Raw genomic sequence first — 22,715 nt, 5'->3', positions numbered from 1 at the left:
AAAACCTACTGCGCTCGATAATTTGCGCGCCGGCGGTGCTCGGAATCCTCACATACTCGCATGCATGCTCCGGTTCCTGCGCTCCGGCGACGCGCAAATTCTCTTCGCTCGCTACGGTTTTGAAAGGCTCCTTCATGCGGCGTCGGTCAATGGTGTCAGGTGGGCGGCAACATCCGCATCGACCGAAGCCCAGTCGAGTTGATCGAGCGATTCCTTTCCGCGCGTGGCACGAACGAGAATGCCTTGCTGGATCTCACTGCGGTCGAGGGCCGTGGAATAGGGCACGCGCATAAAACTGACCATCGCATAGTGCGGCACGAAGACGCCAGGATGACGCTGCTGCAAGCGCAATTCGAGTTCGCGTTGCAGGCGATAGTCGGCGTCGTCGACGCGATCGCGCATCTCGCGATAGTTTTCCAGCGCCATCTGCTGGATCGCGCGCGCGTTCGGCTTGCGTTCGGCTTCGAATGCGGCGAACGCCTCATCGAGATCGGCATGTGTGTCGAGGTGCTCGGCGAGTGCGGCGCAATCCTCGAACGCGCAGTTCATGCCCTGGCCGTGGAACGGCACCATCGCGTGCGCGGCGTCGCCGATTACGAGCGCGCGGCCGTCGAGATGCCAGCGTTCGAGATGCAGCGTGGCGAGCGTGCTTGCGGGATTTCTCGCCCAGTCGCGTTCGAGCTTGGGAATCAACGGCAGCGTATCGGGGAAATCGCGCGCGAAGAACGCACGCGCTTCCTGCGGCGTGCGGATCGTGTCGAAGCCGGGATTCTCGACGGTACTGCCGCCTTGGTTCGGCATGAACAGCGTGACGGTGAACGTCTTCTCATCGTTCGGCAGCGCGATGCACATGTAGTTGCCGCGCGGCCAGATGTGCAGCGCGTTCGGCTCCATGCGGAAGCTGCCGTCGGCAGCGGGCGGGATTTCGAGTTCCTTGTAGCCGTGATCGAGAAATTCGACGCGCTCGCCGAGGTCGAGCACCTTGCCCATCGCGCCGCGCAGTGCCGAGCCGGCGCCGTCGCTGCCGATCAGTGCGCAGAACGGGATTTCGAATGAGCGACTGTCGCGATCGTCGACGAAATGCGCGATCCGATTATCGAAATCGACGCGGTCGAGACGCCGGTCGAAGTGCAGCTTCGCGCCAGCCTGCTCGGCGAGGTTGAGCAAGGTGATATTGAGCTCTCCGCGATGCACCGACCAGATCACTTCCGAATCGTCACGGCCGTAGCGCTGCAGATTCACCTCGCCGTGCAGCGGATGGACCATGCGCCCGCGCATCATCACCGCCTGGGCCATGACCGGCGCTTCGGCATCGGCGAGACGCAGTGGATGGCGACCGCGCTCGGCCAGGGCAAGATTGATCGAGCGCCCGCCCTGGTAGCCGGCGATGCGCGGGTCGCCGCGCTTTTCGTAGACGTCCACGCGCCAGCCGCGCAGCGCGAGCAGGCGTGCAAGCAGGGCACCGGCGAGGCCCGCGCCGATCAGGGAGATGCTGCGCTCAGCGGCCATCGCGCCACGCCTCCACGGCTTCGACGAAACCGACCACGTCGCTGTAAGTGTTGTACATCGGGGTCGGTGAGATGCGGATCACATCGGGCTCGCGCCAGTCGCCGATGATGCCGTGCGCACCGAGATGCTCGAACAGTTCGCGCCCGCGCGTACGCCCTCCGTGCACGCGCAGTGAGAGCTGACAGCCGCGGCGCCCCGGTTGCGGTGGCGTTGCAATCGTGAGGATGTCCGCGAGGCGCGCGCGGATCAGCGTTTCAAGCCAGCCGGTCAGTTTCTCTGACTTTTCGCGCAACGCCGCCATGCCGACGTCATCGAACAGTTCGAGCGAAGCGCGCAGCGGAGCCAGTCCCAGGATCGGTGGATTGCTGAGCTGCCAGCCGTCGGCGCCCGCGGTCGGCACGAACCGCGGACCCATCTGGAAACGTGTTTCCTTCTCGTGGCCCCACCAACCGGCGAAGCGCGGCCGCTCGCTGTGCGCATGGCGCGCGTGGACGAAGGCGCCGGCCACCGCGCCGGGGCCGGAGTTCATGTACTTGTAGTGGCACCACACGGCGAAGTCGGCGCCGCTGTCGTGCAGGCGCAGCGGCAGGTTGCCGGCGGCGTGGGCGAGGTCGAAGCCGGCGATCGCGCCCTGCGCGTGCGCGAGTCGTGCGATTTCGGTGAGATCGAACGCCTGCCCGCTGCGGTACTGCACCCCGGGCCAGAGTACGAGGGCAAGGCGCGGCCCATGGTGTTCGATCGCGTTCGCGATCGCGGCCATCGAAAACGTGCCGTCGGCTTCGTCCGGCTCGAGTTCGATCAGATCAGTGGCGGGGTCGAAGCCGTGGAAGCGCACCTGCGACTCGAGCGCGTAACGGTCGGACGGGAATGCGCCGGCTTCCATCAGGATCGCCGGCCGTTCGCGTGTCGGTCGGTAGAAGCTGACCATGAGCAGATGCAGGTTCGCGGTCAGCGAATTCATCGCGACGACCTCGCTCGGCTCCGCGCCGACCGCGCGTGCGAGCGGCTCGCGCACGAGCTCGTGATAGGGCATCCACTGCGCTTGCCCGGTGAAATGACCTTCGACCGCCTCGTGCGCCCACTTGTCGAGCACTTCCTCGACATGCACGCGCGCGCCGAGCGGCTGCAAGCCGAGCGAGTTGCCGCAGAAATAGAGCTGGTCTTGTCCGCCGTGCCGCGGGATCAGGAACTTCGCGCGCAGCGCGCGCAGCGGATCGGCGGCATCGAGCGTTTCGGCGTGGCGGCGGATATCGGAATTCTGCATCACGAAGGCGGATAGCAAATTGGTCCGGCAATGATAATGTCTGTGCCGGTTTTTGCTTCAGGGATTTCGACGAGGCAGTATTCCGTCCGGGAATACCGCACGCCGGATCAACCAAGCCCGAAGGGGAAACATGCTAGCCGCCATCCGCCGCCTGCCGCGCACTGTCTGGCTGCTCGGCCTGATCAGCCTGGTCAACGACAGCGCGAGCGACATGATCTATCCGCTCGTGCCGCTGTACCTGACTTCAGTGCTGATGGCCGGTCCCAAGGCGCTCGGCCTGATCGAAGGCGTGGCCGAAGCGGCGGCCAGCCTGCTCAAGCTCGCCGCCGGCGTGCTCGCCGATCGAAGCCGCAGGACAAAGGCGTGGGTGGTGGCCGGCTATACGATCGCGGGCATCGCGCGACCGATGCTCGCGTTCGCATCGAGCTGGTTCGGGGTGCTTGTCTGCCGCTTCGCCGATCGCATCGGCAAAGGCCTGCGCAGCGCGCCGCGCGATGCGATGCTCGTGCACAGCGTCGCCGCGGACCAGCGCGGCCTCGCGTTCGGCCTGCATCGCGCAATGGACAACGCCGGCGCGGTGATCGGGCCACTCGCCGCGGCCGCGCTGCTCGCCCTCGGCATGCCGTTGCGCCATGTGCTGCTCACGGCGATCGTGCCCGCGGTAATCGTGCTGCTGTTGACCCTCACGATCGAGGAACCGCAGATCGAGCGCGTGCCGAATCCGCCGCGTTTCAGCTGGAACATGCGTGAATTTCCGCCGCGCTTCCGTCGATATTTGCTTGTGCTCGCGCTGTTCATGCTCGGCAACTCGTCGAACATGTTCCTGCTGCTGCGCGCGAAGCAGCTGGGTTTGGGCGACGCGCAGGTGCCGATGATCTGGGCGCTGGTTTCGTTCGTCGCAGCGGCGTTGTCGACACCGCTGTCGGGGCTGTCGGACCGCTTCGACCGGCGCAAGCTCATCGTCGGCGGCTGGACGATTTATGCGGTGCTTTATATGGCCTTTGGCCTGATGCCGGCGATGACGTGGCTGCTGTGGCCGATGTTCGCCGCCTATGGTGTGTTCCTCGCCGCGACCGAAGGCGCCGAGAAGGCGCTCGTCGCCGACATGGTTCCGAAGACCCAGGCTGGCACCGCGTTCGGCTGGTACAACCTCATCGTCGGTCTGGCGTTGCTGCCGGCATCGCTGCTGTTCGGCTGGCTATGGTCGGAAGCCTCGCCGCCAGCCGCTTTCGCGTTCGGCTCGGCCTGCGCGCTTGCCGCAGCGTTGCTTCTGCACTTCTGGGTCGGCGCCTCGTCAGATGCTGCATGACGGCTTGCAGCGCGGCTTTGCGCGGCGTAGCGTCGCGGCTTCGTCGACAAGGGGAGGGTGATATGCGTTACGTGATTGCGGCGCTGCTTGGCGCCGTCGTGATTTTCCTCTGGGGATTCGTTGCGCACATGTTGTTGCCGATCGGCGAGATGGGCATGCGCAAGCCGGCAAACGAAGACGTCGTATTGCAAGCGGTGGCGTCGAGCCTGCCGCAGCAAGGCATCTATCTGCTGCCGCACATCGATCCGGAAAAGATGAGCGACAAGGCCACGGTCGATGCGTGGGAGGCCAAGGCCGGCCAGAACCGCTTCGTTTTCGTCGCGGTCGGGCCGACGATTGCGCATCCGACCGACATGAGCGGCAATCTGACCAAGCAGTTCATCGGCAGCTACCTCGCCGCATTGATCGTCGCGATCGTGCTGGCCGCGACGAATTGGGGCTTCGGCACGCGCGTGCTCGGCAGCCTCGGTTTCGGCGTGTTCGGCTGGTTGACCAATACCGTACCGCTGTGGAACTGGTATCGCTTTCCGGACGATTTCAACATCGGCAACCTGATCGAACAAGGTGTCGGCTGGCTGCTCGCGGGCATCGTCATCGCATGGTGGCTCGGCCGGCGCAGGTAAAAAGCGCGTTGCATTGCGACAAAATCGAGGGCGCGGGATAATCCGCGCCCTTTTTGCTGTTTGCGAATACGCCATGCTCGATCCTGCCTTGCTGCGCGGCCAGCTCGATACCGTTGCCGAACGTCTCGCCATGCGCGGCTACGAATTGCCCAAGGCGCAGATCGAGGCGCTCGAAGCGTCGCGCAAGGCCGTACAGGTGCAGACGCAGGAGTTGCAGAACCAGCGCAACACACGCTCGAAGGCGATCGGCATGGCCAAGGCCAAGGGCGAAGACACGACGGCGCTGATGGCCGAAGTCGCCGGGATCGGCGATCAGCTCAAGGCGAACGAGGCGAAGCTTGCCGAGGTGCAGACGGAACTGGCGAAGATCACGCTTGGCATTCCGAATCTGCCTGATGTTTCTGTACCGATCGGCAAGGACGAGACCGAGAACGCCGAGGTCAAGAAGTGGGGCACGCCGCGTACGTTCGATTTCGCGGTGAAGGACCATGTCGATCTCGGTGCGCGTCACGGCTGGCTCGATGGCGACGCTGGCGCGAAGCTCTCCGGCGCGCGTTTCACCGTGTTGCGCGGCGATCTCGCGCGGCTGCATCGCGCGCTCGCGCAGTTCATGCTCGATCTGCACGCGGGCGAGCATGGCTATCTCGAATGCAATGTGCCGCTGCTGGTCAAGCCGGAAACGATGCAGGGTACCGGGCAATTGCCCAAGTTCGCCGAAGACCTGTTTCTGGTCGAAGGCGAGCCGAAGCGTTATCTGATTCCCACAGCCGAAGTCTCGTTGACCAACATCGTCGCCGACGAAATCGTCGATGCGGAAAATTTGCCATTGCGCATGACCGCGCATTCGCAATGTTTCAGAGCTGAAGCGGGATCGGCCGGCCGCGACACACGCGGCTATATCCGTCAGCATCAGTTCGAGAAGGTGGAACTGGTGACGATCGCGGCGCCGGCGCAGAGTATCGAGGAACACGAGCGCATGACGCGCTGTGCCGAGGTCGTACTCGAAAAACTCGAACTGCCGTATCGCAAGGTTCTGCTGTGCACGGGTGATATGGGCTTCTCTGCGACCAAGACTTACGACCTCGAAGTCTGGCTGCCGTCGCAGAACACCTATCGCGAGATTTCGTCCTGCTCGAACTGTGGCGACTTCCAGGCGCGGCGCATGCAGGCGCGCTGGCGCAATCCGGACACCGGTAAGCCCGAGCTCGTGCATACGCTCAACGGCTCGGGCGTGGCGGTGGGGCGCGCGCTCGTTGCGGTCATGGAGAACTATCAGAACGCCGATGGTTCGATCGACGTGCCGAAGGTTCTCCAGCCTTACATGCGTGGCGCAACGGTGATCGCTTAAGCTGCGACGCGGCTTTCAGCGGAGGCTGCGCCGAACACCTTGAAGCGCTGCCTGTCGTCCATGAACGCCTTCTCGCCGAACGGCTTTTCGTTCGAACCGAACGGCATCTGCGCACGCAGCTTCCACGAAGCAGGAATATTCCAGCGTGCCGCGGCATCCGCGTCGACCAGCGGGTTGTAGTGTTGCAGGCTGGCGCCGATGTCGGCGTTGGCGAGTGCCGTCCACACGGCGAACTGGGCCATGCCGCTGGCCTGCTCCGACCAGACGGGGAAGTTGTCGGCGTAGGGCGCGAACTTGTCCTGCAGACCCTTGACGACATCCTGGTCTTCGTAGAACAGCACGGTGCCGGCGCCCGCGGCGAAGCTGTCGATCTTGGCCTTGGTCGGCGCGAACGCGTTAGCCGGAACGATCTTGCGCAGCGCCGCTTCGGCAATATTCCAGAACTCGCGGCTCTCGTCGCCGTACAGGATCACGGCGCGCGAGCTTTGCGAATTGAACGAGGACGGCGCGAGACGAATCGCGGCTGCGATCAGTGCGGTGGTTTCTTGTTCGGAAATCGGCAAGGCGGCGCCGAGCGCATACTGGGTACGGCGTTTCTCGATCGACTGGATCAGCGGGTTGTTCATGGCGTTCTCCGGATTCTTTGCAAGGCATCGGTCCGGTCGGGATGGCGCGGGTGGGCGATGCGACGGAGGAAATGTAATACTACACACCAGAGATGATAAGCTGGCTAAAAACAGCTATAGCGTTCCGTTTTCAGAACGATAGGGTTCGACATGCAGGATCTGAACGATCTCTACTACTTCTCGATCGTGGTCGAGAAAGGCGGTTTTGCCGCGGCCGGACGCGCGCTCGACATCCCCAAGTCGCGTCTGAGTCGGCGCATCGCGCAGCTCGAGGATCGGCTCGGCGTGCGCCTGCTGCAGCGCTCGACACGGCGCTTCGCCGTCACCGATGCGGGCCAACGTTTCTATCATCACTGCCAGACCGTGATCGCCGAGGCGCAGGCGGCCGAAGACGCGGTAGCCCAGCTTACGACCGAGCCGCGCGGCATTGTGCGTGTCAGTTGCCCGGTGTCGATCACGCAGAACGTGATGACAGGAATCCTGCCGGAGTTCTGCGAGAAATATCCGCAGGTGCGCATCCTGTTGATGTCGACCAACCGGCGCATCGACCTGATCAATGAAGGCGTCGACATCGCGATCCGCGTGCGCTTCAAGCTCGACACCGACGCCGATCTCGTGCTGCGCACCTTCGGACGCAGTTCCTCGTTTCTCGTCGCGAGCCCGGGCTATCTGCGCGAGAAGGGTAGGCCGCAGCATCCGCAGGACCTGGCCAAGTACGACACGATCAGCATCTCCGAGCTGGAGAACCAGTCCTGGGAATTTTCCAAGGACGACGGCACGAGCTTTCGCCTCGACCATTCCCCGCGCGTGATGTGCGGCGATTTTCCGCTCGTGCTTGCGTCCGCTGCGCGCGGGCTCGGTGTGGCGTTGCTGCCGGAGAGCGTGTGCACGCGCGCGGTCGCCGCCGGTGAACTCGAAGTCGTGCTACCCGAGTGGAGCCCGCCCGAGGGCATCGTCCACTGTGTGTTCCCGTCCCGCCGCGGACTGTTGCCGGCGGTGCGTGCGCTGATCGACTGGCTGGCGGAAAGAATGCCGCTGGCGACCGAGTCGCAGGTGCCGGGGATTTGATGGTTGCTTCGCGGCTGGTACAGGGGGTGGGATTGTTCGGCTCGTCCGTGAGCCTCACCCCTCCGCGCGGAGCGCTGCGGGGCCAGCCTGCGGCTGTCCAAATTTGTTCCAGACAAATTTGTCGAACCGGGTGGGTTCGTCCGCCGATCCTCCCCATCAGACAAGCAAAACGACCCCTCGTGGGCCGTTTTGCTTATCTGGCGGAGAGGGTGGGATTCGAACCCACGGTGGACTTACATCCACGGCAGTTTTCAAGACTGCTGCCTTAAACCGCTCGGCCACCTCTCCGGAGTGCTGGCGGGAAGTATAAGCGATCGCCAAGCATCCAAGTTCCGGCTACGCGCTGCAAGGCGAGAATGTTATCGTCGGGGTTTGAACCGATGCGATGCAAGCATGATTGCGGCACAACCTCACGAAGACAACCTGATCTGGATCGATCTGGAAATGACCGGGCTCGATACCGACCGGGATTCCATTCTCGAAATTGCTACAATTGTTACCGATAAGTCATTGAATATACTTATTGAAGGCCCGGAACTTGCCATCGGCCATCCGCTTGCCCAACTCGAGGCGATGGACGACTGGAATCGCAACCAGCACGGCAAATCGGGTCTGTGGCAACGCGTGCTCGACTCGGGCGTTGATCTGGCTCGGGCCGAGGCGCTGACGATGGATTTCCTCACCCGCTGGGTGCCGTCGGGCAAATCGCCGATGTGCGGCAATTCGATCTGCCAGGACCGCCGTTTCCTGCATCGCTTGATGCCGCGGCTGGAGCGGTTTTTTCACTATCGCAATCTCGACGTGTCCACGGTCAAGGAGCTGGCGCGCCGGTGGGCGCCGGGACTGGCGCGCGGCTTCACGAAGGAATCGCAGCACACGGCACTGTCGGACATCCGCGATTCGATCGCCGAGCTTCGCTACTACCGACAATTCATGGGCGAGCTCGCCGGACAAAAAGATTGAAACGCCTCGATCCGCGCGCCGCGCTGTTGTAACTTTGCGTCGCGGCCCGTATCATGCGCGCCCTTCGATTCGAATCGAATCAAAGTCACCGGAGAGGTGGCAGAGTGGTCGATTGTACCTGACTCGAAATCAGGCGTGCGTTCATAGCGCACCGTGGGTTCGAATCCCACCCTCTCCGCCAGAAATGAAAAACGGCCCCTCGCGGGCCGTTTTTCATTTCTGATGGCGAGCGATGGGTGGACGAACCCACTCGGTTGACTCAGGACGTCCCGCTCTTCGCCCTTCGGGCCATCGGCTGTGCCGATGTTCGCTTCGGCATCCTGCCTACGCAGTGACAAAATCGCCGGGAGCGATTTTGGACAGCCGAAGGCTGGCCCGTAGCGCGCAAGCGCGGAGGGCGAGTCTCAGGATGAGACGAGCAATCCCACCCCGATCACGTTGTCAGGTCGCCGTCGCGTTTCCGAATGGCTCAGCAAACAAGCCCATCAGCTAGAATCCAGTTTTCGCCACCACTCCAACCCCATGTCCGAACTCCTCACCCCGATCTCCTACGGTGAACTGATCGACAAGATCACCATCCTCGAAATCAAGGCCGTGCACATCCGCGATGCCGCCAAGCTCGCCAACGTGCGCACCGAGCTGGATCTGCTCAACACGACCTGGGCTGCGCATCCGGCGTCCGCCACAGACATCTCGGTCGAACGCGCGCAACTGAAAGCCGTCAACGAGACGCTGTGGAAGATCGAGGATGACATCCGCCTCAAGGAAAAGGCGCAGGCGTTCGACGCGGAATTCATCGAGCTGGCGCGCGCCGTGTATTTCCGCAACGACGAGCGCGCCGCGGTGAAAAAAGCGATCAACCTCAAGCTCGGTTCGAAGCTGATCGAAGAGAAGTCGTATCAGGACTACACCGCGAAGGCGTAACGGCGAGACTTACGCCATCTGGGCGTCGCCGTTCGTTGCGGATAGGCGGGATGCGAACGCATCAAAGCGCTCGATCACCGCTTCGGTTTCGATCAGGTCCGTCACGCCGGAATATTCGATTTTCGTACCCCAGGGCAGGTCCGCAGCAGGCTTGCCTTTGTATTTACGCGCGGCAGCATCGTAGCGGTCGACGCACCAGCGACGGTCGGAATAGGGCCCGGAACGGTTCGGATTGCTCGCCGCATGCAGGCCCAGCACCTTGGCGCCGACGGCGTTGGCCATGTGCATCGGCCCCGAATCTGGCGTCAGTACCAGTTGCGCGCGCCGGCACAAGGCAAGAAATTGCTTGAGCGTGTCCTTGCCGATCAGGTCCAGTGGCTTGCTTGCACATCTCGTGACGACGGCATCGCCGAACTCGCGTTCGAACGCACTTGGACCGCCGCAGAGTACGACGCGCCAGCCGTGTGCAGCCGCATGGTCCATCACCGCCGCATAGCGTTCTGGCAGCCAGTTGCGCACGACATGGCTGGAGCACGGGCTGACGAGCAAGGTTCTTGAGTCGCCCGGCAAATGCCGTTCGGCGAATTCCTCGGCCGAATCCGGGATCGGGATGTCCCAGCGCACCTGCGTCTGCCGCAAACCCAGCGGCTCGAGGAAACTCGCCATCGCATCGAGCACGTGCTCGCCGCTGCGTGCGGCGATGCGGCGGTTGACGAACAATCCGTGCAGATCCTTCGAGCGCGCCGGGTCGTAGCCGATGCGCAGCGGCGCGCGAACGAAGGCGCTGATCAGATTCGCGCGCAGGGCCACTTGCATGTGCAACAGCGCATCGAACCGCTGCCGCGCGAGTTGCGCGCGAAGCTCACGAAGCGCTCGCCAACCCTTGCTCTTGTCGAAGATCAGGAATTCGACGCCGGGCAAATCGCCGACCAGTTTGTGTTCGAGCTTGCCGACGATCCATGTCAGCCGGGCGTCCGGTGCCTGTGCTTGCAGGGTGCGGATGATCGGCACGACATGGGTGACATCACCGAGCGCCGATGTGCGCAACAGGCAGAGCGATTGCGGCGGGAGTGTCGACTGGGAGGGGATATCGGGCATCAGGCTTGCTAGACTTGGGACACGGTGCGTAGCGAGGAAACGAGTCAAGCGATCATGACGGGGGCGGCCGCAAGCGGAGTCGTTCGGCAGGAGACCGCCGACGGCGCGATTCTGTTCGATGCGCACGCGCTGGCGCAAGGCGAGCGTTTCGACCCGCGCTGGTTCGACGCCGGCTTCTGGCGCAGTGGGGATCACGCGACCGAGGCGCCCGGCGGGCGCGGCGGCATCGTGTTCGCGCATACGCCGCACGGCGACTGGGCACTGCGCCACTATCGGCGCGGCGGACTCGTCGCGCGCATGCTCGGCGATCGCTACCTGTGGAACGGCGCAGAGCGCACGCGCAGTTTCAGCGAATTCCATTTGCTGCACGGCCTCACCGCGCGCGGGTTCGACGTTTCGCAGCCGATCGCCGCGCGCTATCGGCGCAACGGCGGTCATTATCGCGCCGACCTGATCACGCGCTTCATTCCTGATGCGCATACCCTGGCCTGGCAGTCGCAGCACGGCGGCATCGACGCTGTCACTGCGGGCCGCGTAGGCACCGCGATCGCGCGCCTGCATGCCGTCGGCGTGTACCATGCCGACTTGAATGCACACAACGTGCTGATCGACGCGCACAAGGTCTGGCTGATCGATTTCGACCGCGGCGAACTGCGCGCGCCGCAGAGCGCATGGCAGGCCGCCAACTTGTCGCGCCTGAAGCGTTCGCTGATCAAGGTGGGCGCGGCGAGCAGCGGCGAAGCGGCGTTCGGCCGTGATGTATGGCAGCCGCTATTGGCCGCCTACGAAAACACGCTGGGATCGCAAGAGAGAGGGGCGAATCGATGAATCTGTCCTTGCGATTCCTCGGCGTCGGCGCGGCACAGGCGGTTGAATTGGGCTCATCCGGCGCCGTGCTCGAACGCGACGGCGAGCCGCTGCTGCTGATCGACTGCGGCCCGGAGACGCTGACGACTTACGAGAAGGTCTACGGCGCGCTGCCGCGTGCGGTCTACATCACGCACACGCACATGGATCATGTCGGCGGGCTCGAGCGGCTGTTCTACCGCGCCTATTTCGATCCCGCGTTGCGCGGCAAGGTGCGCCTGTACACACATGCCGCGCTGGTCATGCATCTGCAGAGCCGCGTTGCCGACTATCCCGATGTCGTCGCCGAAGGCGGCGCGAATTTCTGGGACGGCTACCAACTCGTGCCCTGCTCGCGCGGCTTCTGGCACGAGCAACTCTGGTTCGACGTGTTCCCGACGCGGCACCACATGCCGATGACTTCGTTCGCGCTGGCGTTGCGCAGCAGCTTCGTCTGGACCGGCGACACGCGGCCGATTCCCGAGATGCTTGCCGGCTACGCCGCACACGGCGAAACGGTCGCGCACGACTGCGGCCTGGTCGGCAATCCCTCGCATACGGGCGTGGACGATCTCGAGCGCGAGTATCCGGCTGCACTGCGGTCTCGCTTTGTCCTATACCACTACGGCAGCGAAGCCGACGGCGCGGCGCTGGCCGCGCGAGGCTATCGCATCGCGCGAGGTGGCGAACGGCTTGCATTGGCGGCGCCGAATCCCGATGTTGTGCTTGGGGGCTGAATGGGCAACTCACGACGATGAGCAGGAGTATTCCGATCGAACTGGTTTCAGCAAGCGGCGCTGCCACACCGCGCGACACGTTGGCACGCCCGTTGCGCGACCTGCGCATTTCGGTGATCGATCGCTGCAATTTCCGCTGTCCGTACTGCATGCCCGAGGACCAGTATGCGCAGGACTACGAATTTCTCAGCAAGGACCAGCGTCTGCGCTTCGAGGAGATCGAACGCCTGGCGCATGCTTTCGTCGCGCTCGGCGTGCGCAAGCTGCGCCTGACCGGCGGCGAGCCGCTGCTGCGCCGCGACCTGCCGCACCTGATCGAGCAACTCGCGCGCATTCCCGGCGTCGAAGACATTGCGATGACAACCAACGCGGTGCTGCTGCCGAAATTCGCGCAGGCGCTGCGCGATGCCGGCCTGCATCGCCTGACCGTGTCGCTCGATACGCTCGATGCGGAAACGTTCCGCCAAATGTCCGGTGGGCGCGGTGAAGTCGCCGAAGTGCTCGACGGTATCGCCGCCGCCGAACGTGCAGGGTTCAGCAAGATCAAACTCAACTGCGTGGTGATGCGCGGCGTGAATGACGGCCAGGTCGTCGATCTCGTCGAGCGCTTCCGCGGCACCGGCCATATCGTGCGCTTCATCGAATACATGGATGTCGGCACGGTCAATCAGTGGCGCGGCGAATCGGTCGTATCCAGCGCCGAACTCATCGCGCGCATCGGCGCACGCTGGCCGCTGGAATCGTTGCAGCCGAACTACCGCGGCGAGGTCGCCGAGCGCTACCGTTTCAGCGACGGCGCGGGCGAGGTCGGCTTCATCAGCTCTGTCTCACAGCCATTCTGCGGCGACTGCTCGCGTGCCCGTCTGTCGGCCGATGGCAAGCTGTACACCTGCCTGTTCGCGCGCACCGGACACGACCTGCGCGCGCCGCTGCGCGCGGGCGCCAATGATGCCGAACTGGCCGGGTTGATTGCCGCACGCTGGACGCAGCGCACCGACCGCTACAGCGAACAGCGCGCCGAGTTGCGTGCACGCGGCGAGCAGAAGCATGTCGAGATGTTTGCGGTGGGTGGTTGATGAACGCAGCTAGAAGTAAGCGTCGGAATGATGAGCCGAAAACGCTGACACATGTGGACGCTGACAACCGCCCGCGCATGGTCGACGTCGGCTCGAAGGCAGTGACTGCGCGCACCGCCACGGCACAGGTCATCGTGCGTTTTCCGGCCGCGGTGGCGCGCGCGTTGCGCGAAGGCGGCATGCGCGCGAAGAAGGGGCCGGTGATCGATACCGCAATCATCGCTGGCACACTGGCTGCCAAGCGCACGCACGAGCTGATCCCGTTCTGCCATCCGCTCGCGATCGAACGTTGCGACATCACCGCCGCGTTCGTCAGCGATACCGACCTGGAAATCCGTTGTACGGTGGCGATCTCGCACAAGACCGGTGTCGAGATGGAAGCGCTGACCGGTGCGAGTATCGCCGCGCTGACCGTCTACGACATGTGCAAGGCGCTGTCGCACGAAATTGTCATCGCAGATCTGCGCCTGGTCGAGAAGTCCGGCGGCAAGCGCAATGTGAAGGCTGGAAAGGTCACGAAATGAACTATCGCGTGCTCTACTTCGCCTCGCTGCGCGATCGCGCCGGCATGGACGCGGAGCAAATCAACTCGCTTGCCACCGATGCGCGTGGCTTGTACAGCGAACTGCGCGCGCGACACGGTTTCACGATGGGCGAGGAGCGCCTGCGCGTTGCGATCAACGGCGCCTTCGCGCAGTGGGGGCAAACGCTGCACGAAGGGGACGAAGTCGTGTTCATTCCTCCGGTAAGCGGAGGATGACGATGACTGCGTTCCGCATCAGCGCCGAACCGATCGACCCGGCTGCGCTCGCGCGCTCGCTCGTGCATGCGCGCGCAGGCGCCTGCGCGACCTTCGAGGGCTTGGTGCGTGACCACAACGACGGCCGCGCCGTGCAGCGCCTCGACTACCAGGCATATGCGCCGCTGGCACAGAGCGAGGGCGAGCGCATCATCGACGAGGCGCGCGAGAAATTCGCCATCGTCGAAGCCTGCTGCGTGCATCGCGCGGGTGCGCTCGCGATCGGCGATCTGGCCGTGTGGGTCGGCGTCAGCGCGGCGCATCGCGGCGCGGCGTTCGACGCCTGCCGCTACATCATCGATGAAGTGAAGAAGCGCGTGCCGATCTGGAAGAACGAGCACTATGCCGACGGCGAGTCGGGATGGCTGCATCCGGACAATACGCCGGTCGTTTGAAACGGCGTACAATTCCCCGTGCCGCAGTAGCTTTGCTTGTTTGCCAGGCCGCCGTCCTGTATTCTGCGCGGCCTTTCCAGCGGAGAGATGTCCGAGTGGTTGAAGGAGCACGCCTGGAAAGTGTGTAAGCGGCTTATACCCGCTTCGCGGGTTCGAATCCCGCTCTCTCCGCCACTTCTATGGCGGTCCCGCTGGTTCTCTCGCGACGATAGTTTGCAAACCCCGCCAGGGCCGGAAGGCAGCAACGGTAGTGAATGATTCGGGTGCCGGGATGCAGCTGGCGGGACTGCCACCCTCTCGTAAATGCGTTCATCCCTGAACGCGAAGATCAAAAGCGCCCATCCTCGGTCGCACTTCTCAATAACAGATTCATGCCGGCGCAAGCCGGCATTCGTTTTGTCTTTGCTCGTAATCTTTTGCCTTGCCACGAGCAACTTGCGACAATCAACGCTTGTCGAATGCGATCCTAGGCGCCATCTACCAACGCATGTCCTATCAAGTCCTCGCACGCAAGTGGCGGCCGAAGAAGTTCTCCGAACTCGTCGGTCAGGAGCACGTCGTGCGCGCGCTCAGCAATGCGCTCGATTCGGGGCGCATGCACCATGCCTTCCTGTTCACCGGCACGCGTGGTGTCGGCAAGACTACGATCGCGCGCATCTTCGCCAAGTCGTTGAACTGCGAAAAGGGGCAGTCTTCGGACCCGTGCGGCGAATGCTCGACCTGCCGCGACATCGATGCCGGTCGCTTCATGGACCTGCTCGAGATCGACGCGGCCAGCAACACCGGCGTCGACGATGTGCGTGAAGTAATCGAGAACGCGCAGTACACACCGTCGCGCGGGCGCTACAAGGTCTACCTGATCGACGAAGTGCACATGCTGTCGAAGTCGGCATTCAACGCTCTGCTGAAGACGCTCGAAGAGCCGCCGCCGCACGTGAAGTTCCTGCTCGCGACGACCGATCCGCAGAAGTTGCCGGTGACCGTGCTGTCGCGCTGCCTCAAGTTCAACCTCAAGCGCCTGCTGCCCGAGCAGATCAGCGGGCAGATGCGGCGCATTCTCGAAGCCGAAACGATTGCATTCGAGCCGGAGGCGCTGGCCGAACTCGCGCGTGGTGCCGACGGTTCGCTGCGCGACGGCTTGTCGCTGCTCGACCAGGCGATTGCCTATGGCGCGGGTGCGGTGCGCGGCAGCGAAGTGCGCGCGATGCTCGGCACGATCGAGCGTGGTCAGGTGCATGCGCTGATCGGGCAGGTGCATGCCGGCGACGGCGCCGCGCTGATGGCGGAAGTCGACCGCCTCGCCGAATTTTCACCAGACTTCGCTCAGGTGCTCGACGAGATTGCCGCTGCCTTGCATCGAATGCAGTTGAAACAGCTGGTCAGCGACTATACGAGGCCCGAGGAGGGCGACGAGACGCACATCGCCGCGCTCGCCGCGGCATTGTCGCCCGAGGAAACACAGTTGTACTACCAGCTCGCCATCGTCGGCCGCCGCGACCTGCCGCTGGCGCCTACCGCGCGCGCGGGATTCGAGATGGCCTTGCTGCGCATGCTCGCGTTTCGTCCGGCCGAAGCTGGCGCGCAATCGCTTGCGCCGCCGCCGACGGCAGCTGCAGCGGGAACGGCACGAGCAACGGCGCCGGCGTCCGCAACGGCCATCGCGCCTCGTGTCGATGCGATCGACTTCGAACGCGACTCGCAGCGCGGCGCTACCCGGGTCGCCGAACCAAAGTCGCCTGCATATGCCCAAGCCACGAACGCGGCGGCCACTGTGGTTCCCGCTCCTGTCATCACCGCCAGCGCTCACTCTTGGTCAGGTGACGCGAACGACTGGCTCGGCCTGATCGAAACGGCCGGCCTGAAAGGCCCGGTCGGCATGCTTGCCCAGCACTGCACGCTGATCGCGGTCGAGCAGAACGTGGTGCGTCTTTCGCTCAAGCCCGAACACGAGCACTTTAGCGCGCCGCCGCTGGTCGCGGCGATGGAAGAGAAATTCGCGCAGGCACTCGGTCGCGCGGTCAAGGTGCGTTTCGAGAAGAACGCATCGGCGCAGCAGGCCGAGACGCCCGCGGAAGCCGCTGGCCGCGCACGCGACGCGCGCCAGCAGGCAGCCGAACGCGCGCTCAACGACGATCCGATCGTGCAGGCGCTCATGCGTGATTTCGACGCGCGCTTGATTCCAGAATCGGTAAAACCGGTTATTTGATGCGCTCATTCCCGAGCGCACGGGATCAAGAGCGGCCGTCTCTGGCGCACTTTTCAGTCAACAGCAACGAGTTTGGGTAGAACATAGAGGTGGTGAAATGCGCGGACCGATGGCGCAACTGATGCAACAGGCGCAACGCATGCAGGACGACCTGAAGCGTGCGCAGGAAGAAATCGCCAAGCTCGAAGTGACCGGTCAGGCCGGTGGCGGCATGGTCAGTGTCACCATGAATGGCCGCCACGAAGTGCGCCGCGTCGCGATCGACCGCAAGGTCATGGCCGAGGATCCGGAGATGGCCGAAGACCTGATCGCCGCGGCGTTCAACGATGCGGTCAACAAGGTCGCAGCCGCGAGCCAGGAAAGGATGGGCGCGGTGGCCGGCGGGATGAATCTGCCGGCGGGGTTCAAGCTGCCGTTCTGATTTCCTGCTCGAAGCATGTCCTCGCCACTTTTGAACGAATTGATCGACGCCCTGCGCTGCCTGCCCGGGGTCGGCGCGAAGACCGCGCAGCGCATGGCCTTCCATGTGCTCGAACGCGATCGCGCTGGCGCAAAAAAATTGTCGGATCGACTCGCCGCGGCGGTCGAGCGTATCGGCAACTGCACGCGCTGCCGTACGTTCAGTGAGGACGCGATCTGTTCCACCTGCGCCAGTCCACAGCGCGATCCGAGTCTGCTCTGTGTCGTCGAGACGCCGGTCGATCAGCTCGCCGTCGAGCAGGCGACCGGTTATCGCGGCCGCTACTTCGTCTTGCTCGGCCGGCTGTCGCCGCTCGACGGCATGGGGCCGAAGGAGCTCGGCATCGATCTGCTCGCCGCACGTCTTGCGGAGAATGAGGTGCGCGAACTGATCATCGCGACCAATCCGACTGTCGAAGGCGAGGCGACCGCGCACCTGCTCAGCCAGATTGCGCGCGCGGCAGGCGTGCGCGCAACGCGCCTCGCGCACGGCGTGCCGCTCGGTGGTGAACTCGAATTCATCGATCGCGGCACGCTGGCGCATGCGTTCGGCGGCCGCCAGCTCATCGAAAACTGAAGGTCTGAAACGGAGAGACAAATGGGCGACACCCTGTTCGACAAGATCATCCGCCGCGACATCCCCGCCGAGATCGTCTACGAGGACGACGACGTGCTCGCGTTCCGCGATATCAATCCGCAGGCGCCCGTGCATGTGTTGTTCATTCCGAAGAAGCCGATCGCGACCTTGAACGATCTCACCGCCGCCGATGCCGCGGTCATCGGCAAGCTGCTCCTCGCCGCGACCTCATGGGCCAAGGCGCAAGGCTTCGCCGACAACGGTTATCGCTGCGTGATGAACTGCAACAAGGATGGCGGCCAGACCGTCTATCACATCCATCTGCATCTGCTCGCCGGGCGGCAGATGCATTGGCCGCCGGGCTGACGACAGGGTTCATTCAATAACCGTTGAATACGCTGCTTGAATTCGGATCGAAGCTCGGCTGAGGCTTCCAAGAGCGCGCATCGGTGATTCTTATCGTCGGTAATGACACCACGCAGGTTTCGTTCTGGGTGACGATTACGTTGCTGGCGTAGAATGCCCTGGCCGCGGCGACGCCGGTGACACCTCGTAGGCAATCCGGGTGCTCGACTTCGAAGACGCCCGAAGGTTGAACGATGCCGGCCAAAGTCACGACAGCGCCGGTGAAGTACTCGTTTTGATCTTGTATGGCGCCACCACAGGCAAGAAATCGCGGCGCAGCAGTCCGGTTTCCTTCGCCGCCCATCGGATAGATCGAGCCATAGACGCGGTAGCCGACGCTGACAGGGACCAATTACGGGGTGGTGGATGAGGCAACGCTGGTGCCGGCTCTTCTGCTGCCGAGGATTCGCCCGAGCCGGGGTTTCGCATTGGAGCGATCCAACGGATACCAGCTGACTTCCGCGCATTCGCCGGAATCGGTGAGGCGCCGGCCGGATATCACGCCACCCCAACGCACCTCAAGGCCAAGAAATTTTTCCGTCGACGCTTGCGTTGTATCCACCTCGGCATAGGTTCCGTGCAGAGTCGGCGGAACCTGCGCACATGCTCCCAGCGAAAGGCAAAGTGCCGTAACGGACGAACAGATCAAACCGCGCATCTTGAATCCCTTGCGAAATGGAATGCTTGGGATGAGACGCGCACGCTGTCCGAATCGTCGCAGTCGTCGCGGTTATTTGCCAGGTTTTGGCGGCGGCGGATTGGGCCGGACGATCACGACCGGTGGACCGCCCCAGTAGCCACCCCAGCCCCAGCGCCCGCAGCCGCCCCAGCCGGGACCCCAGAACGGATCGCCGTAGCACGGGCCCCAGAATGGGTCGTAGTAGCCGGGCGGGTAATCCGCGCGTTTCGGCCACAGGTAGACCTCGCTCGCGTCGACCTTGGCGAAGGTGTAGTCGTAGTCGCCGACCTTGTGACGTTCATTGCCGGCCAAAGAACCGACCACAGTGACGTCGCGGCCCGCCGGATATTCGGCCGGATCGAGGAAGCCTTGCTTGCAGGCGACGAAGCGGCCCTGACTTTGGTCGCGCCGTTTCGGTCGCGCGTCGTCGTAGAGTTCGCGCCCGAGGATTTCGAGGCAGGTTCGATCGGCGCGCGGTTCGACCTTGATGATTTCGCCGCCCCAACGTACGCGTTGCCCGCTCGCGTTCTGCGCGACGGCCTGCTGCGGCGTGGTCGCGACGAAATCGTTGCCAGCGAGCGGTGCGGGAATAGTCGCGCAGCCGGCGAGCAGGGTGCCCGCGCCGATCGCGAATGCGGATATTTTCAGGACCTGACGCATAAAGCACCTCGTTGTCGATTGTTGCGATGAGCACCGCACAGATTTCTATCGCTGTCGTAGCCAAGACGAATATTCGGGCTTCCGCGTTGCATTTTAATTCCGCTACGGCATCCGGGTTGTAAACATTTGCAAGCGGGCAGAATCCATTCAGTTGCGAGTTTCCAGACGCAGGCGATACACGTCGCGGGCGAAGCCTGCAATCCCTTCGCCAGTGGGAAACGCACGAGCGTAGCGCAGGCCGACATACTCGGCGAATAGTCGTTGCACTTCCACGGCGCAGCGGTCGGACAACGGCGGCGCGGAGCGCAGCCGGCTGGCATAATCCAGCGGCCCTTCGCTGTCGCCGCGCGGCGCGCCGATGCGTGCGAGTTTCGTGCATAGCGCGTCGTAGGCGGCATCGAGCGGCGCGGCGCGCAGGCGTGCCGTGCGCATGGCCCAGAACGTGGCGACGCCGAGCATCAGTGTGCTCGCGCCAATCAGCAGCCAGAGCAGGGTGGCGGGCTCGATCCGATCGATGCCGAAGGGATGGAGCAAGGACTGCTGGCGTTGTGCATTGAACTGCACGACGACACTGTTCCAGACGCGGTTAATCAGGTCGACGCGATTGCGTGCGCCCAGCAGCCAGCTGCGATACCAGGCGCTTTCGCCGAACGTGACTGCTTGCGCGCCGAGTTCGACCCGTTGCGGGCTCACCGCCGCGGTCGGATCGATGCGTATCCAACCCCGGCCCGCGCGCCAGACTTCGGCCCAGGCGTGTGCATCGGACTGGCGCACGAGCAGGTAGTTGCCGACGGCGTTGAAGTAGCCGCCCTGATAGCCGGTGACGACGCGCGCCGGAATGCCGGCGGCGCGCATCAGTACGACGAAGGCCGCGGCATAGTGCTCGCAGAATCCGCGCTTCGTGCCGAACAGGAAATCATCGACCGAGTTGCGTCCGAGCAGCGGCGGGGACAATGTATAGAAAAACGCGTTGTGGAAACGCTCGAGCGCGGCGCGGATGATCGCGTCGTCGTCGTGCAACTCGTTGCGCCAGGTTTTGCCTTGTTCGACGCTGCGCGGATTGAAGCCCTCGGGTAGGGCCAGGGTCGCCCTACGCAAATCCGGTGACAAGCTTTGATCGAATCGATAATCCAGCACGGAACGCGCGCGATAGCGGAACAACTCGGTAACCGGGCGCCGGCGCACGAGGCTCATGTCGCGGCCGCGCAGTGCATCGGCGGGAACGTCCACTGGCAAGTCGAGCGCAAATAGCCAGGGCTTGTCGCTCGCTTCGAGCGTGACTTCGTAGCCGATTGCCCCACTTCCTGCGGTCGATTCGCGCTGCTCCGGTTTGGCGATGCCGGTTTCACGCCGCCGCCAGGTCGTGCCGTCGAAATCAGTCAATACCGGTCCGCGCCAGTAGAGTTGCGCGCGGTCCGGCGGCGAGCCGTCGAAGCCGACGCGAAATGCCGCGCTGTCGTCGGTCAGCAGGTTCTGCACCGAGCCAGGCGACATCGTGTCGCTGATGCCGGTGCGCGCGCCCGCGTCGGCCGGCGTGCGCCACAGCGGCGAGTCGAGGCGCGGGATGAAAACAAAGCCGCACAAAGCCAGCGGTGCAGCGATCGCGAGCGACACCATGCTGGCGCGCAGCGCCGGTAGATAGGAGCGCAGCGATACCGCACGCTTCGCCAGGGCCGTCGACTGCGGTTCCAGCTCGCGCATCGCGGTGAGCAGCAGCACGACGCCGACGAACGAGGCAAGCGTGAACACCAGGCTCGTGTCGAACAGCAGCGCGCTCATCAGGGTGAAGCTGGCAAAGCAGATCGCGGCGAATGCGTCGCGTCGCGTGCGCGTCTCCAGCAGCTTCGAGGCGAGCATCGCGCAGGCCAACGCGCTGCCGGGTTCGCGACCGATGACGCTGCGGTATTCGGCGATCAGCACCAATGCAAAAACCGCGATCAGCAGCAGCTTGGCCCAGCCCGGCAAGGCGGCGGCACCCTGCCGATGGCGCAGCCAGCTCGCCGCGATGAGGGCGAACACCAGAGCTGTGATGCCGAGCGGCAGATGCGGTACATGCGCCAGCACGGCTGCGAGCACGACGGCGCCGATCAAGGTGAATTGGCGTCCCGTCAATACGGCAGCGGTATCGCTCATGCGGCGTATTCCGGCATCAGCGCGAGTTCGCGCAGGCAGGCATGTCGGTGCGCGGGACCGAGCGACGGTCCCAGACGGGATTGCGGCAGTTCCAGACAATACGGCGTCTGCGTCGTTTCGGCGCGTTCCACCCAGGCCGCAAGGCGCGAGATGCGCGCTTCCGCGTCGAGTCCGTCGAGACGATTCCAGGCAAGCACGACTTCGTGGCCGCGCCGCGACTCGAACTGTTTGACCAGCAGATGATCCTGGCGCGCGCTGGCCTTCCACGCGATCAGCCGGCGCGGATCGCCGGCGCGGTATTCGCGCAGCAGACCGAACTCGTCTTCGTCGCGTGCAGTGATCTGCGCGCGGGCCTCGCCATTGCCTTGCGGCAGCGGCGGCGCGTTGGCTTCAATGCGTGGATAGACAAGAGTGCTCTGCTCGGGATGCAGCCAGCTCCAGACATGGAACAGTCCGTAGGGATGTTCAGTCCAGAGGCGGATGCGACCGATCGCCAGCCACCCGCGACGCGGAGCCGGCAGGCTCGTCTCGATCGACTGCACCTCGCCTGCAGGAAGTTCGAAGACGAGCGGCGACTGCATCGGTTCCGTCGCTGCGGCATTTTCCATGCGCAGGCGCAGACCGTGCTTGGACACAGGCGCGGTCGAACCGAATTGCAGCGAGAGGCGCAGGGTATCGCCGGCGTGGCAGGCCTGCGCCTTGATCGATTTGAGCTCGACCCGGTTGAGCGTGCGGAATCCGGAGAACACGCTTAGATAGGCCGCGGCGCCGAGCAGGCAAGTCAACAACAGCGCGGGGTTGTTTGCGTAGTTGAGCGAGCCGATCAGCATGACCAGCAGCATCGCCGAATAAATCAGGCCGAAGCGCGTAGGCACGACATAGATACGGCGGCGGTGCAGCAGGATCGGCAGCGTCTCCGCGCGCTTCAATCGCGTCAATGCGGGCAGGCGCCGTTCGGCGAGGCTTTGCAGATTCGACCAGCCCGTGGCGAACGCGGCGCGCATCGGTGGA

Annotated in this window: 25 protein-coding genes, 3 tRNA genes and 1 other RNA gene; 19 read left to right on the top strand and 10 right to left on the bottom strand. The window is 64.0% G+C overall.

Going from position 1 to position 22,715, the window contains the following annotated elements:
- Positions 1-132: 132 nt before the first annotated feature.
- Both F455_RS0117400 and kynU read right to left on the bottom strand, forming a co-directional pair.
- On the bottom strand, positions 133-1,509 hold the full coding sequence (locus F455_RS0117400) for an FAD-dependent oxidoreductase (RefSeq protein WP_018974596.1): 1,377 nt from the start codon (positions 1,507-1,509) through the stop codon (positions 133-135).
- On the bottom strand, positions 1,499-2,773 hold the full coding sequence (gene kynU / locus F455_RS0117395) for a kynureninase (RefSeq protein WP_018974595.1): 1,275 nt from the start codon (positions 2,771-2,773) through the stop codon (positions 1,499-1,501). Before kynU ends, F455_RS0117400 begins: the two co-directional genes overlap by 11 nt.
- A 130-nt stretch (positions 2,774-2,903) precedes the next feature.
- On the opposite strand from kynU, the gene F455_RS0117390 reads away from it, so the two are divergent.
- The 3 genes from F455_RS0117390 to serS all read left to right on the top strand — a co-directional run bounded on the left by F455_RS0117390 (position 2,904) and on the right by serS (position 6,053).
- The gene (locus F455_RS0117390; RefSeq protein WP_018974594.1) at positions 2,904-4,082 is read left to right on the top strand and encodes an MFS transporter; all 1,179 of its coding nucleotides are present in this window, start codon (positions 2,904-2,906) and stop codon (positions 4,080-4,082) included.
- A 62-nt stretch (positions 4,083-4,144) separates the two neighbouring features.
- Entirely contained in the window at positions 4,145-4,705 is a 561-nt protein-coding gene (locus F455_RS0117385) for a hypothetical protein (protein WP_018974593.1), read from the top strand.
- A 73-nt stretch (positions 4,706-4,778) separates the two neighbouring features.
- The gene (serS, locus tag F455_RS0117380; protein WP_018974592.1) at positions 4,779-6,053 is read left to right on the top strand and encodes a serine--tRNA ligase; all 1,275 of its coding nucleotides are present in this window, start codon (positions 4,779-4,781) and stop codon (positions 6,051-6,053) included.
- Here serS and F455_RS0117375 read toward each other — a convergent pair.
- Entirely contained in the window at positions 6,050-6,679 is a 630-nt protein-coding gene (locus F455_RS0117375) for a nitroreductase family protein (protein ID WP_018974591.1), read from the bottom strand. The two genes, serS and F455_RS0117375, sit on opposite strands and share 4 nt — an antisense overlap.
- A gap of 150 nt (positions 6,680-6,829) precedes the next feature.
- Here F455_RS0117375 and F455_RS0117370 point away from each other — a divergent pair, with 150 nt between their 5' ends.
- Complete coding sequence (locus F455_RS0117370) at positions 6,830-7,747, top strand: LysR substrate-binding domain-containing protein (protein WP_018974590.1); 918 nt, start codon at positions 6,830-6,832, stop codon at positions 7,745-7,747.
- Positions 7,748-7,945: 198 nt separating this feature from the next.
- On the opposite strand, the gene F455_RS0117365 is transcribed toward F455_RS0117370, so the two are convergent.
- Positions 7,946-8,035, bottom strand: a tRNA-Ser gene (locus F455_RS0117365).
- A 105-nt stretch (positions 8,036-8,140) separates the two neighbouring features.
- On the opposite strand from F455_RS0117365, the gene orn reads away from it, so the two are divergent.
- The 3 genes from orn (at position 8,141) to F455_RS0117350 (ending at position 9,634) form a co-directional block, all read left to right on the top strand.
- Positions 8,141-8,710 (top strand): oligoribonuclease, encoded by a 570-nt coding sequence (gene orn / locus F455_RS0117360; protein ID WP_018974589.1) that lies wholly within the window; start codon positions 8,141-8,143, stop codon positions 8,708-8,710.
- 90 nt (positions 8,711-8,800) lie between these two features.
- Positions 8,801-8,891, top strand: a tRNA-Ser gene (locus F455_RS0117355).
- Positions 8,892-9,232: 341 nt separating this feature from the next.
- Positions 9,233-9,634, top strand: coding sequence for a DUF6165 family protein (locus tag F455_RS0117350; protein WP_018974588.1), 402 nt, complete (start codon positions 9,233-9,235; stop codon positions 9,632-9,634).
- Positions 9,635-9,643: 9 nt separating this feature from the next.
- Here the strand turns inward: F455_RS0117350 and F455_RS0117345 are convergent, their stop codons facing one another.
- Positions 9,644-10,732: a glycosyltransferase family 9 protein gene (locus tag F455_RS0117345; protein ID WP_033410445.1), complete on the bottom strand. Its 1,089-nt coding sequence runs from the start codon at positions 10,730-10,732 to the stop codon at positions 9,644-9,646.
- A 54-nt stretch (positions 10,733-10,786) separates the two neighbouring features.
- On the opposite strand from F455_RS0117345, the gene F455_RS0117340 reads away from it, so the two are divergent.
- The 12 genes from F455_RS0117340 (at position 10,787) to F455_RS0117290 (ending at position 18,193) form a co-directional block, all read left to right on the top strand.
- Positions 10,787-11,560 (top strand): 3-deoxy-D-manno-octulosonic acid kinase, encoded by a 774-nt coding sequence (locus tag F455_RS0117340; protein ID WP_018974586.1) that lies wholly within the window; start codon positions 10,787-10,789, stop codon positions 11,558-11,560.
- Entirely contained in the window at positions 11,557-12,315 is a 759-nt protein-coding gene (locus tag F455_RS0117335) for an MBL fold metallo-hydrolase (protein WP_018974585.1), read from the top strand. The genes F455_RS0117340 and F455_RS0117335 overlap by 4 nt, the downstream gene beginning before the upstream one ends.
- A gap of 17 nt (positions 12,316-12,332) precedes the next feature.
- Complete coding sequence (gene moaA / locus F455_RS0117330; protein ID WP_018974584.1) at positions 12,333-13,391, top strand: GTP 3',8-cyclase MoaA; 1,059 nt, start codon at positions 12,333-12,335, stop codon at positions 13,389-13,391.
- A complete protein-coding gene (gene moaC / locus F455_RS0117325) occupies positions 13,391-13,915 on the top strand; it encodes a cyclic pyranopterin monophosphate synthase MoaC (protein ID WP_083919013.1) in 525 nt (174 codons plus the stop codon). Before moaA ends, moaC begins: the two co-directional genes overlap by 1 nt.
- The gene (locus F455_RS0117320; protein WP_018974582.1) at positions 13,912-14,151 is read left to right on the top strand and encodes a MoaD/ThiS family protein; all 240 of its coding nucleotides are present in this window, start codon (positions 13,912-13,914) and stop codon (positions 14,149-14,151) included. The genes moaC and F455_RS0117320 overlap by 4 nt, the downstream gene beginning before the upstream one ends.
- Positions 14,148-14,585 carry a molybdenum cofactor biosynthesis protein MoaE gene (locus F455_RS0117315; protein WP_018974581.1) on the top strand — a complete coding sequence of 146 codons (438 nt, stop codon included), beginning with the start codon at positions 14,148-14,150 and terminating at the stop codon, positions 14,583-14,585. Before F455_RS0117320 ends, F455_RS0117315 begins: the two co-directional genes overlap by 4 nt.
- A gap of 81 nt (positions 14,586-14,666) precedes the next feature.
- Positions 14,667-14,759 (top strand) — tRNA-Ser (locus F455_RS0117310).
- Between the two features lie 15 nt (positions 14,760-14,774).
- Positions 14,775-14,871, top strand: an RNA gene (gene ffs / locus F455_RS22700) — signal recognition particle sRNA small type.
- 201 nt (positions 14,872-15,072) lie between these two features.
- On the top strand, positions 15,073-16,791 hold the full coding sequence (gene dnaX / locus F455_RS0117305) for a DNA polymerase III subunit gamma/tau (RefSeq protein ID WP_026293499.1): 1,719 nt from the start codon (positions 15,073-15,075) through the stop codon (positions 16,789-16,791).
- Between the two features lie 97 nt (positions 16,792-16,888).
- Entirely contained in the window at positions 16,889-17,212 is a 324-nt protein-coding gene (locus F455_RS0117300) for a YbaB/EbfC family nucleoid-associated protein (RefSeq protein ID WP_026293498.1), read from the top strand.
- Between the two features lie 15 nt (positions 17,213-17,227).
- Complete coding sequence (recR, locus tag F455_RS0117295) at positions 17,228-17,827, top strand: recombination mediator RecR (RefSeq protein ID WP_018974578.1); 600 nt, start codon at positions 17,228-17,230, stop codon at positions 17,825-17,827.
- A 21-nt stretch (positions 17,828-17,848) separates the two neighbouring features.
- On the top strand, positions 17,849-18,193 hold the full coding sequence (locus tag F455_RS0117290; RefSeq protein ID WP_018974577.1) for a histidine triad nucleotide-binding protein: 345 nt from the start codon (positions 17,849-17,851) through the stop codon (positions 18,191-18,193).
- A gap of 13 nt (positions 18,194-18,206) precedes the next feature.
- Here F455_RS0117290 and F455_RS0117285 read toward each other — a convergent pair whose 3' ends face one another.
- The 5 genes from F455_RS0117285 to F455_RS0117270 all read right to left on the bottom strand — a co-directional run bounded on the left by F455_RS0117285 (position 18,207) and on the right by F455_RS0117270 (position 22,708).
- A complete protein-coding gene (locus tag F455_RS0117285; protein ID WP_157579005.1) occupies positions 18,207-18,536 on the bottom strand; it encodes a hypothetical protein in 330 nt (109 codons plus the stop codon).
- A gap of 48 nt (positions 18,537-18,584) precedes the next feature.
- Positions 18,585-18,890, bottom strand: coding sequence for a Slp family lipoprotein (locus F455_RS22695; RefSeq protein ID WP_083919012.1), 306 nt, complete (start codon positions 18,888-18,890; stop codon positions 18,585-18,587).
- A 72-nt stretch (positions 18,891-18,962) separates the two neighbouring features.
- The gene (locus F455_RS0117280) at positions 18,963-19,571 is read right to left on the bottom strand and encodes a Slp family lipoprotein (RefSeq protein WP_018974575.1); all 609 of its coding nucleotides are present in this window, start codon (positions 19,569-19,571) and stop codon (positions 18,963-18,965) included.
- A 147-nt stretch (positions 19,572-19,718) separates the two neighbouring features.
- Positions 19,719-21,704, bottom strand: a complete 1,986-nt coding sequence (locus F455_RS21310; RefSeq protein ID WP_018974574.1) for a transglutaminase TgpA family protein — start codon at positions 21,702-21,704, stop codon at positions 19,719-19,721.
- Positions 21,701-22,708: a DUF58 domain-containing protein gene (locus tag F455_RS0117270; RefSeq protein WP_018974573.1), complete on the bottom strand. Its 1,008-nt coding sequence runs from the start codon at positions 22,706-22,708 to the stop codon at positions 21,701-21,703. Before F455_RS0117270 ends, F455_RS21310 begins: the two co-directional genes overlap by 4 nt.
- Between the last annotated feature and the right edge of the window lie 7 nt (positions 22,709-22,715).

Source organism: Rudaea cellulosilytica DSM 22992 (assembly GCF_000378125.1).
Lineage (GTDB): Bacteria > Pseudomonadota > Gammaproteobacteria > Xanthomonadales > Rhodanobacteraceae > Rudaea > Rudaea cellulosilytica.
This window is presented reverse-complemented; position numbering and strand designations above follow the sequence as displayed.

What these genes read in the sequence shown, in the direction of transcription:
- F455_RS0117390 (WP_018974594.1), top strand. Translation starts at nt 2,904, where the DNA reads ATGCTAGCCGCCATCCGCCGCCTGCCGCGCACTGTCTGGCTGCTCGGC.
- F455_RS0117290 (WP_018974577.1), top strand. Translation starts at nt 17,849, where the DNA reads ATGGGCGACACCCTGTTCGACAAGATCATCCGCCGCGACATCCCCGCC.
- F455_RS0117350 (WP_018974588.1), top strand. Translation starts at nt 9,233, where the DNA reads ATGTCCGAACTCCTCACCCCGATCTCCTACGGTGAACTGATCGACAAG.
- orn (WP_018974589.1), top strand. Translation starts at nt 8,141, where the DNA reads ATGATTGCGGCACAACCTCACGAAGACAACCTGATCTGGATCGATCTG.
- F455_RS0117335 (WP_018974585.1), top strand. Translation starts at nt 11,557, where the DNA reads ATGAATCTGTCCTTGCGATTCCTCGGCGTCGGCGCGGCACAGGCGGTT.
- F455_RS0117315 (WP_018974581.1), top strand. Translation starts at nt 14,148, where the DNA reads ATGACGATGACTGCGTTCCGCATCAGCGCCGAACCGATCGACCCGGCT.
- F455_RS0117400 (WP_018974596.1), bottom strand. Translation starts at nt 1,509, where the DNA reads ATGGCCGCTGAGCGCAGCATCTCCCTGATCGGCGCGGGCCTCGCCGGT.
- serS (WP_018974592.1), top strand. Translation starts at nt 4,779, where the DNA reads ATGCTCGATCCTGCCTTGCTGCGCGGCCAGCTCGATACCGTTGCCGAA.
- F455_RS21310 (WP_018974574.1), bottom strand. Translation starts at nt 21,704, where the DNA reads ATGAGCGATACCGCTGCCGTATTGACGGGACGCCAATTCACCTTGATC.
- F455_RS0117345 (WP_033410445.1), bottom strand. Translation starts at nt 10,732, where the DNA reads ATGCCCGATATCCCCTCCCAGTCGACACTCCCGCCGCAATCGCTCTGC.
- F455_RS0117280 (WP_018974575.1), bottom strand. Translation starts at nt 19,571, where the DNA reads ATGCGTCAGGTCCTGAAAATATCCGCATTCGCGATCGGCGCGGGCACC.
- moaC (WP_083919013.1), top strand. Translation starts at nt 13,391, where the DNA reads ATGAACGCAGCTAGAAGTAAGCGTCGGAATGATGAGCCGAAAACGCTG.
- moaA (WP_018974584.1), top strand. Translation starts at nt 12,333, where the DNA reads ATGAGCAGGAGTATTCCGATCGAACTGGTTTCAGCAAGCGGCGCTGCC.
- F455_RS0117370 (WP_018974590.1), top strand. Translation starts at nt 6,830, where the DNA reads ATGCAGGATCTGAACGATCTCTACTACTTCTCGATCGTGGTCGAGAAA.
- dnaX (WP_026293499.1), top strand. Translation starts at nt 15,073, where the DNA reads ATGTCCTATCAAGTCCTCGCACGCAAGTGGCGGCCGAAGAAGTTCTCC.
- F455_RS0117320 (WP_018974582.1), top strand. Translation starts at nt 13,912, where the DNA reads ATGAACTATCGCGTGCTCTACTTCGCCTCGCTGCGCGATCGCGCCGGC.
- recR (WP_018974578.1), top strand. Translation starts at nt 17,228, where the DNA reads ATGTCCTCGCCACTTTTGAACGAATTGATCGACGCCCTGCGCTGCCTG.
- kynU (WP_018974595.1), bottom strand. Translation starts at nt 2,773, where the DNA reads ATGCAGAATTCCGATATCCGCCGCCACGCCGAAACGCTCGATGCCGCC.
- F455_RS0117270 (WP_018974573.1), bottom strand. Translation starts at nt 22,708, where the DNA reads ATGCGCGCCGCGTTCGCCACGGGCTGGTCGAATCTGCAAAGCCTCGCC.
- F455_RS0117300 (WP_026293498.1), top strand. Translation starts at nt 16,889, where the DNA reads ATGCGCGGACCGATGGCGCAACTGATGCAACAGGCGCAACGCATGCAG.
- F455_RS0117285 (WP_157579005.1), bottom strand. Translation starts at nt 18,536, where the DNA reads ATGGGCGGCGAAGGAAACCGGACTGCTGCGCCGCGATTTCTTGCCTGT.
- F455_RS0117375 (WP_018974591.1), bottom strand. Translation starts at nt 6,679, where the DNA reads ATGAACAACCCGCTGATCCAGTCGATCGAGAAACGCCGTACCCAGTAT.
- F455_RS0117385 (WP_018974593.1), top strand. Translation starts at nt 4,145, where the DNA reads ATGCGTTACGTGATTGCGGCGCTGCTTGGCGCCGTCGTGATTTTCCTC.
- F455_RS0117340 (WP_018974586.1), top strand. Translation starts at nt 10,787, where the DNA reads ATGACGGGGGCGGCCGCAAGCGGAGTCGTTCGGCAGGAGACCGCCGAC.
- F455_RS22695 (WP_083919012.1), bottom strand. Translation starts at nt 18,890, where the DNA reads ATGCGCGGTTTGATCTGTTCGTCCGTTACGGCACTTTGCCTTTCGCTG.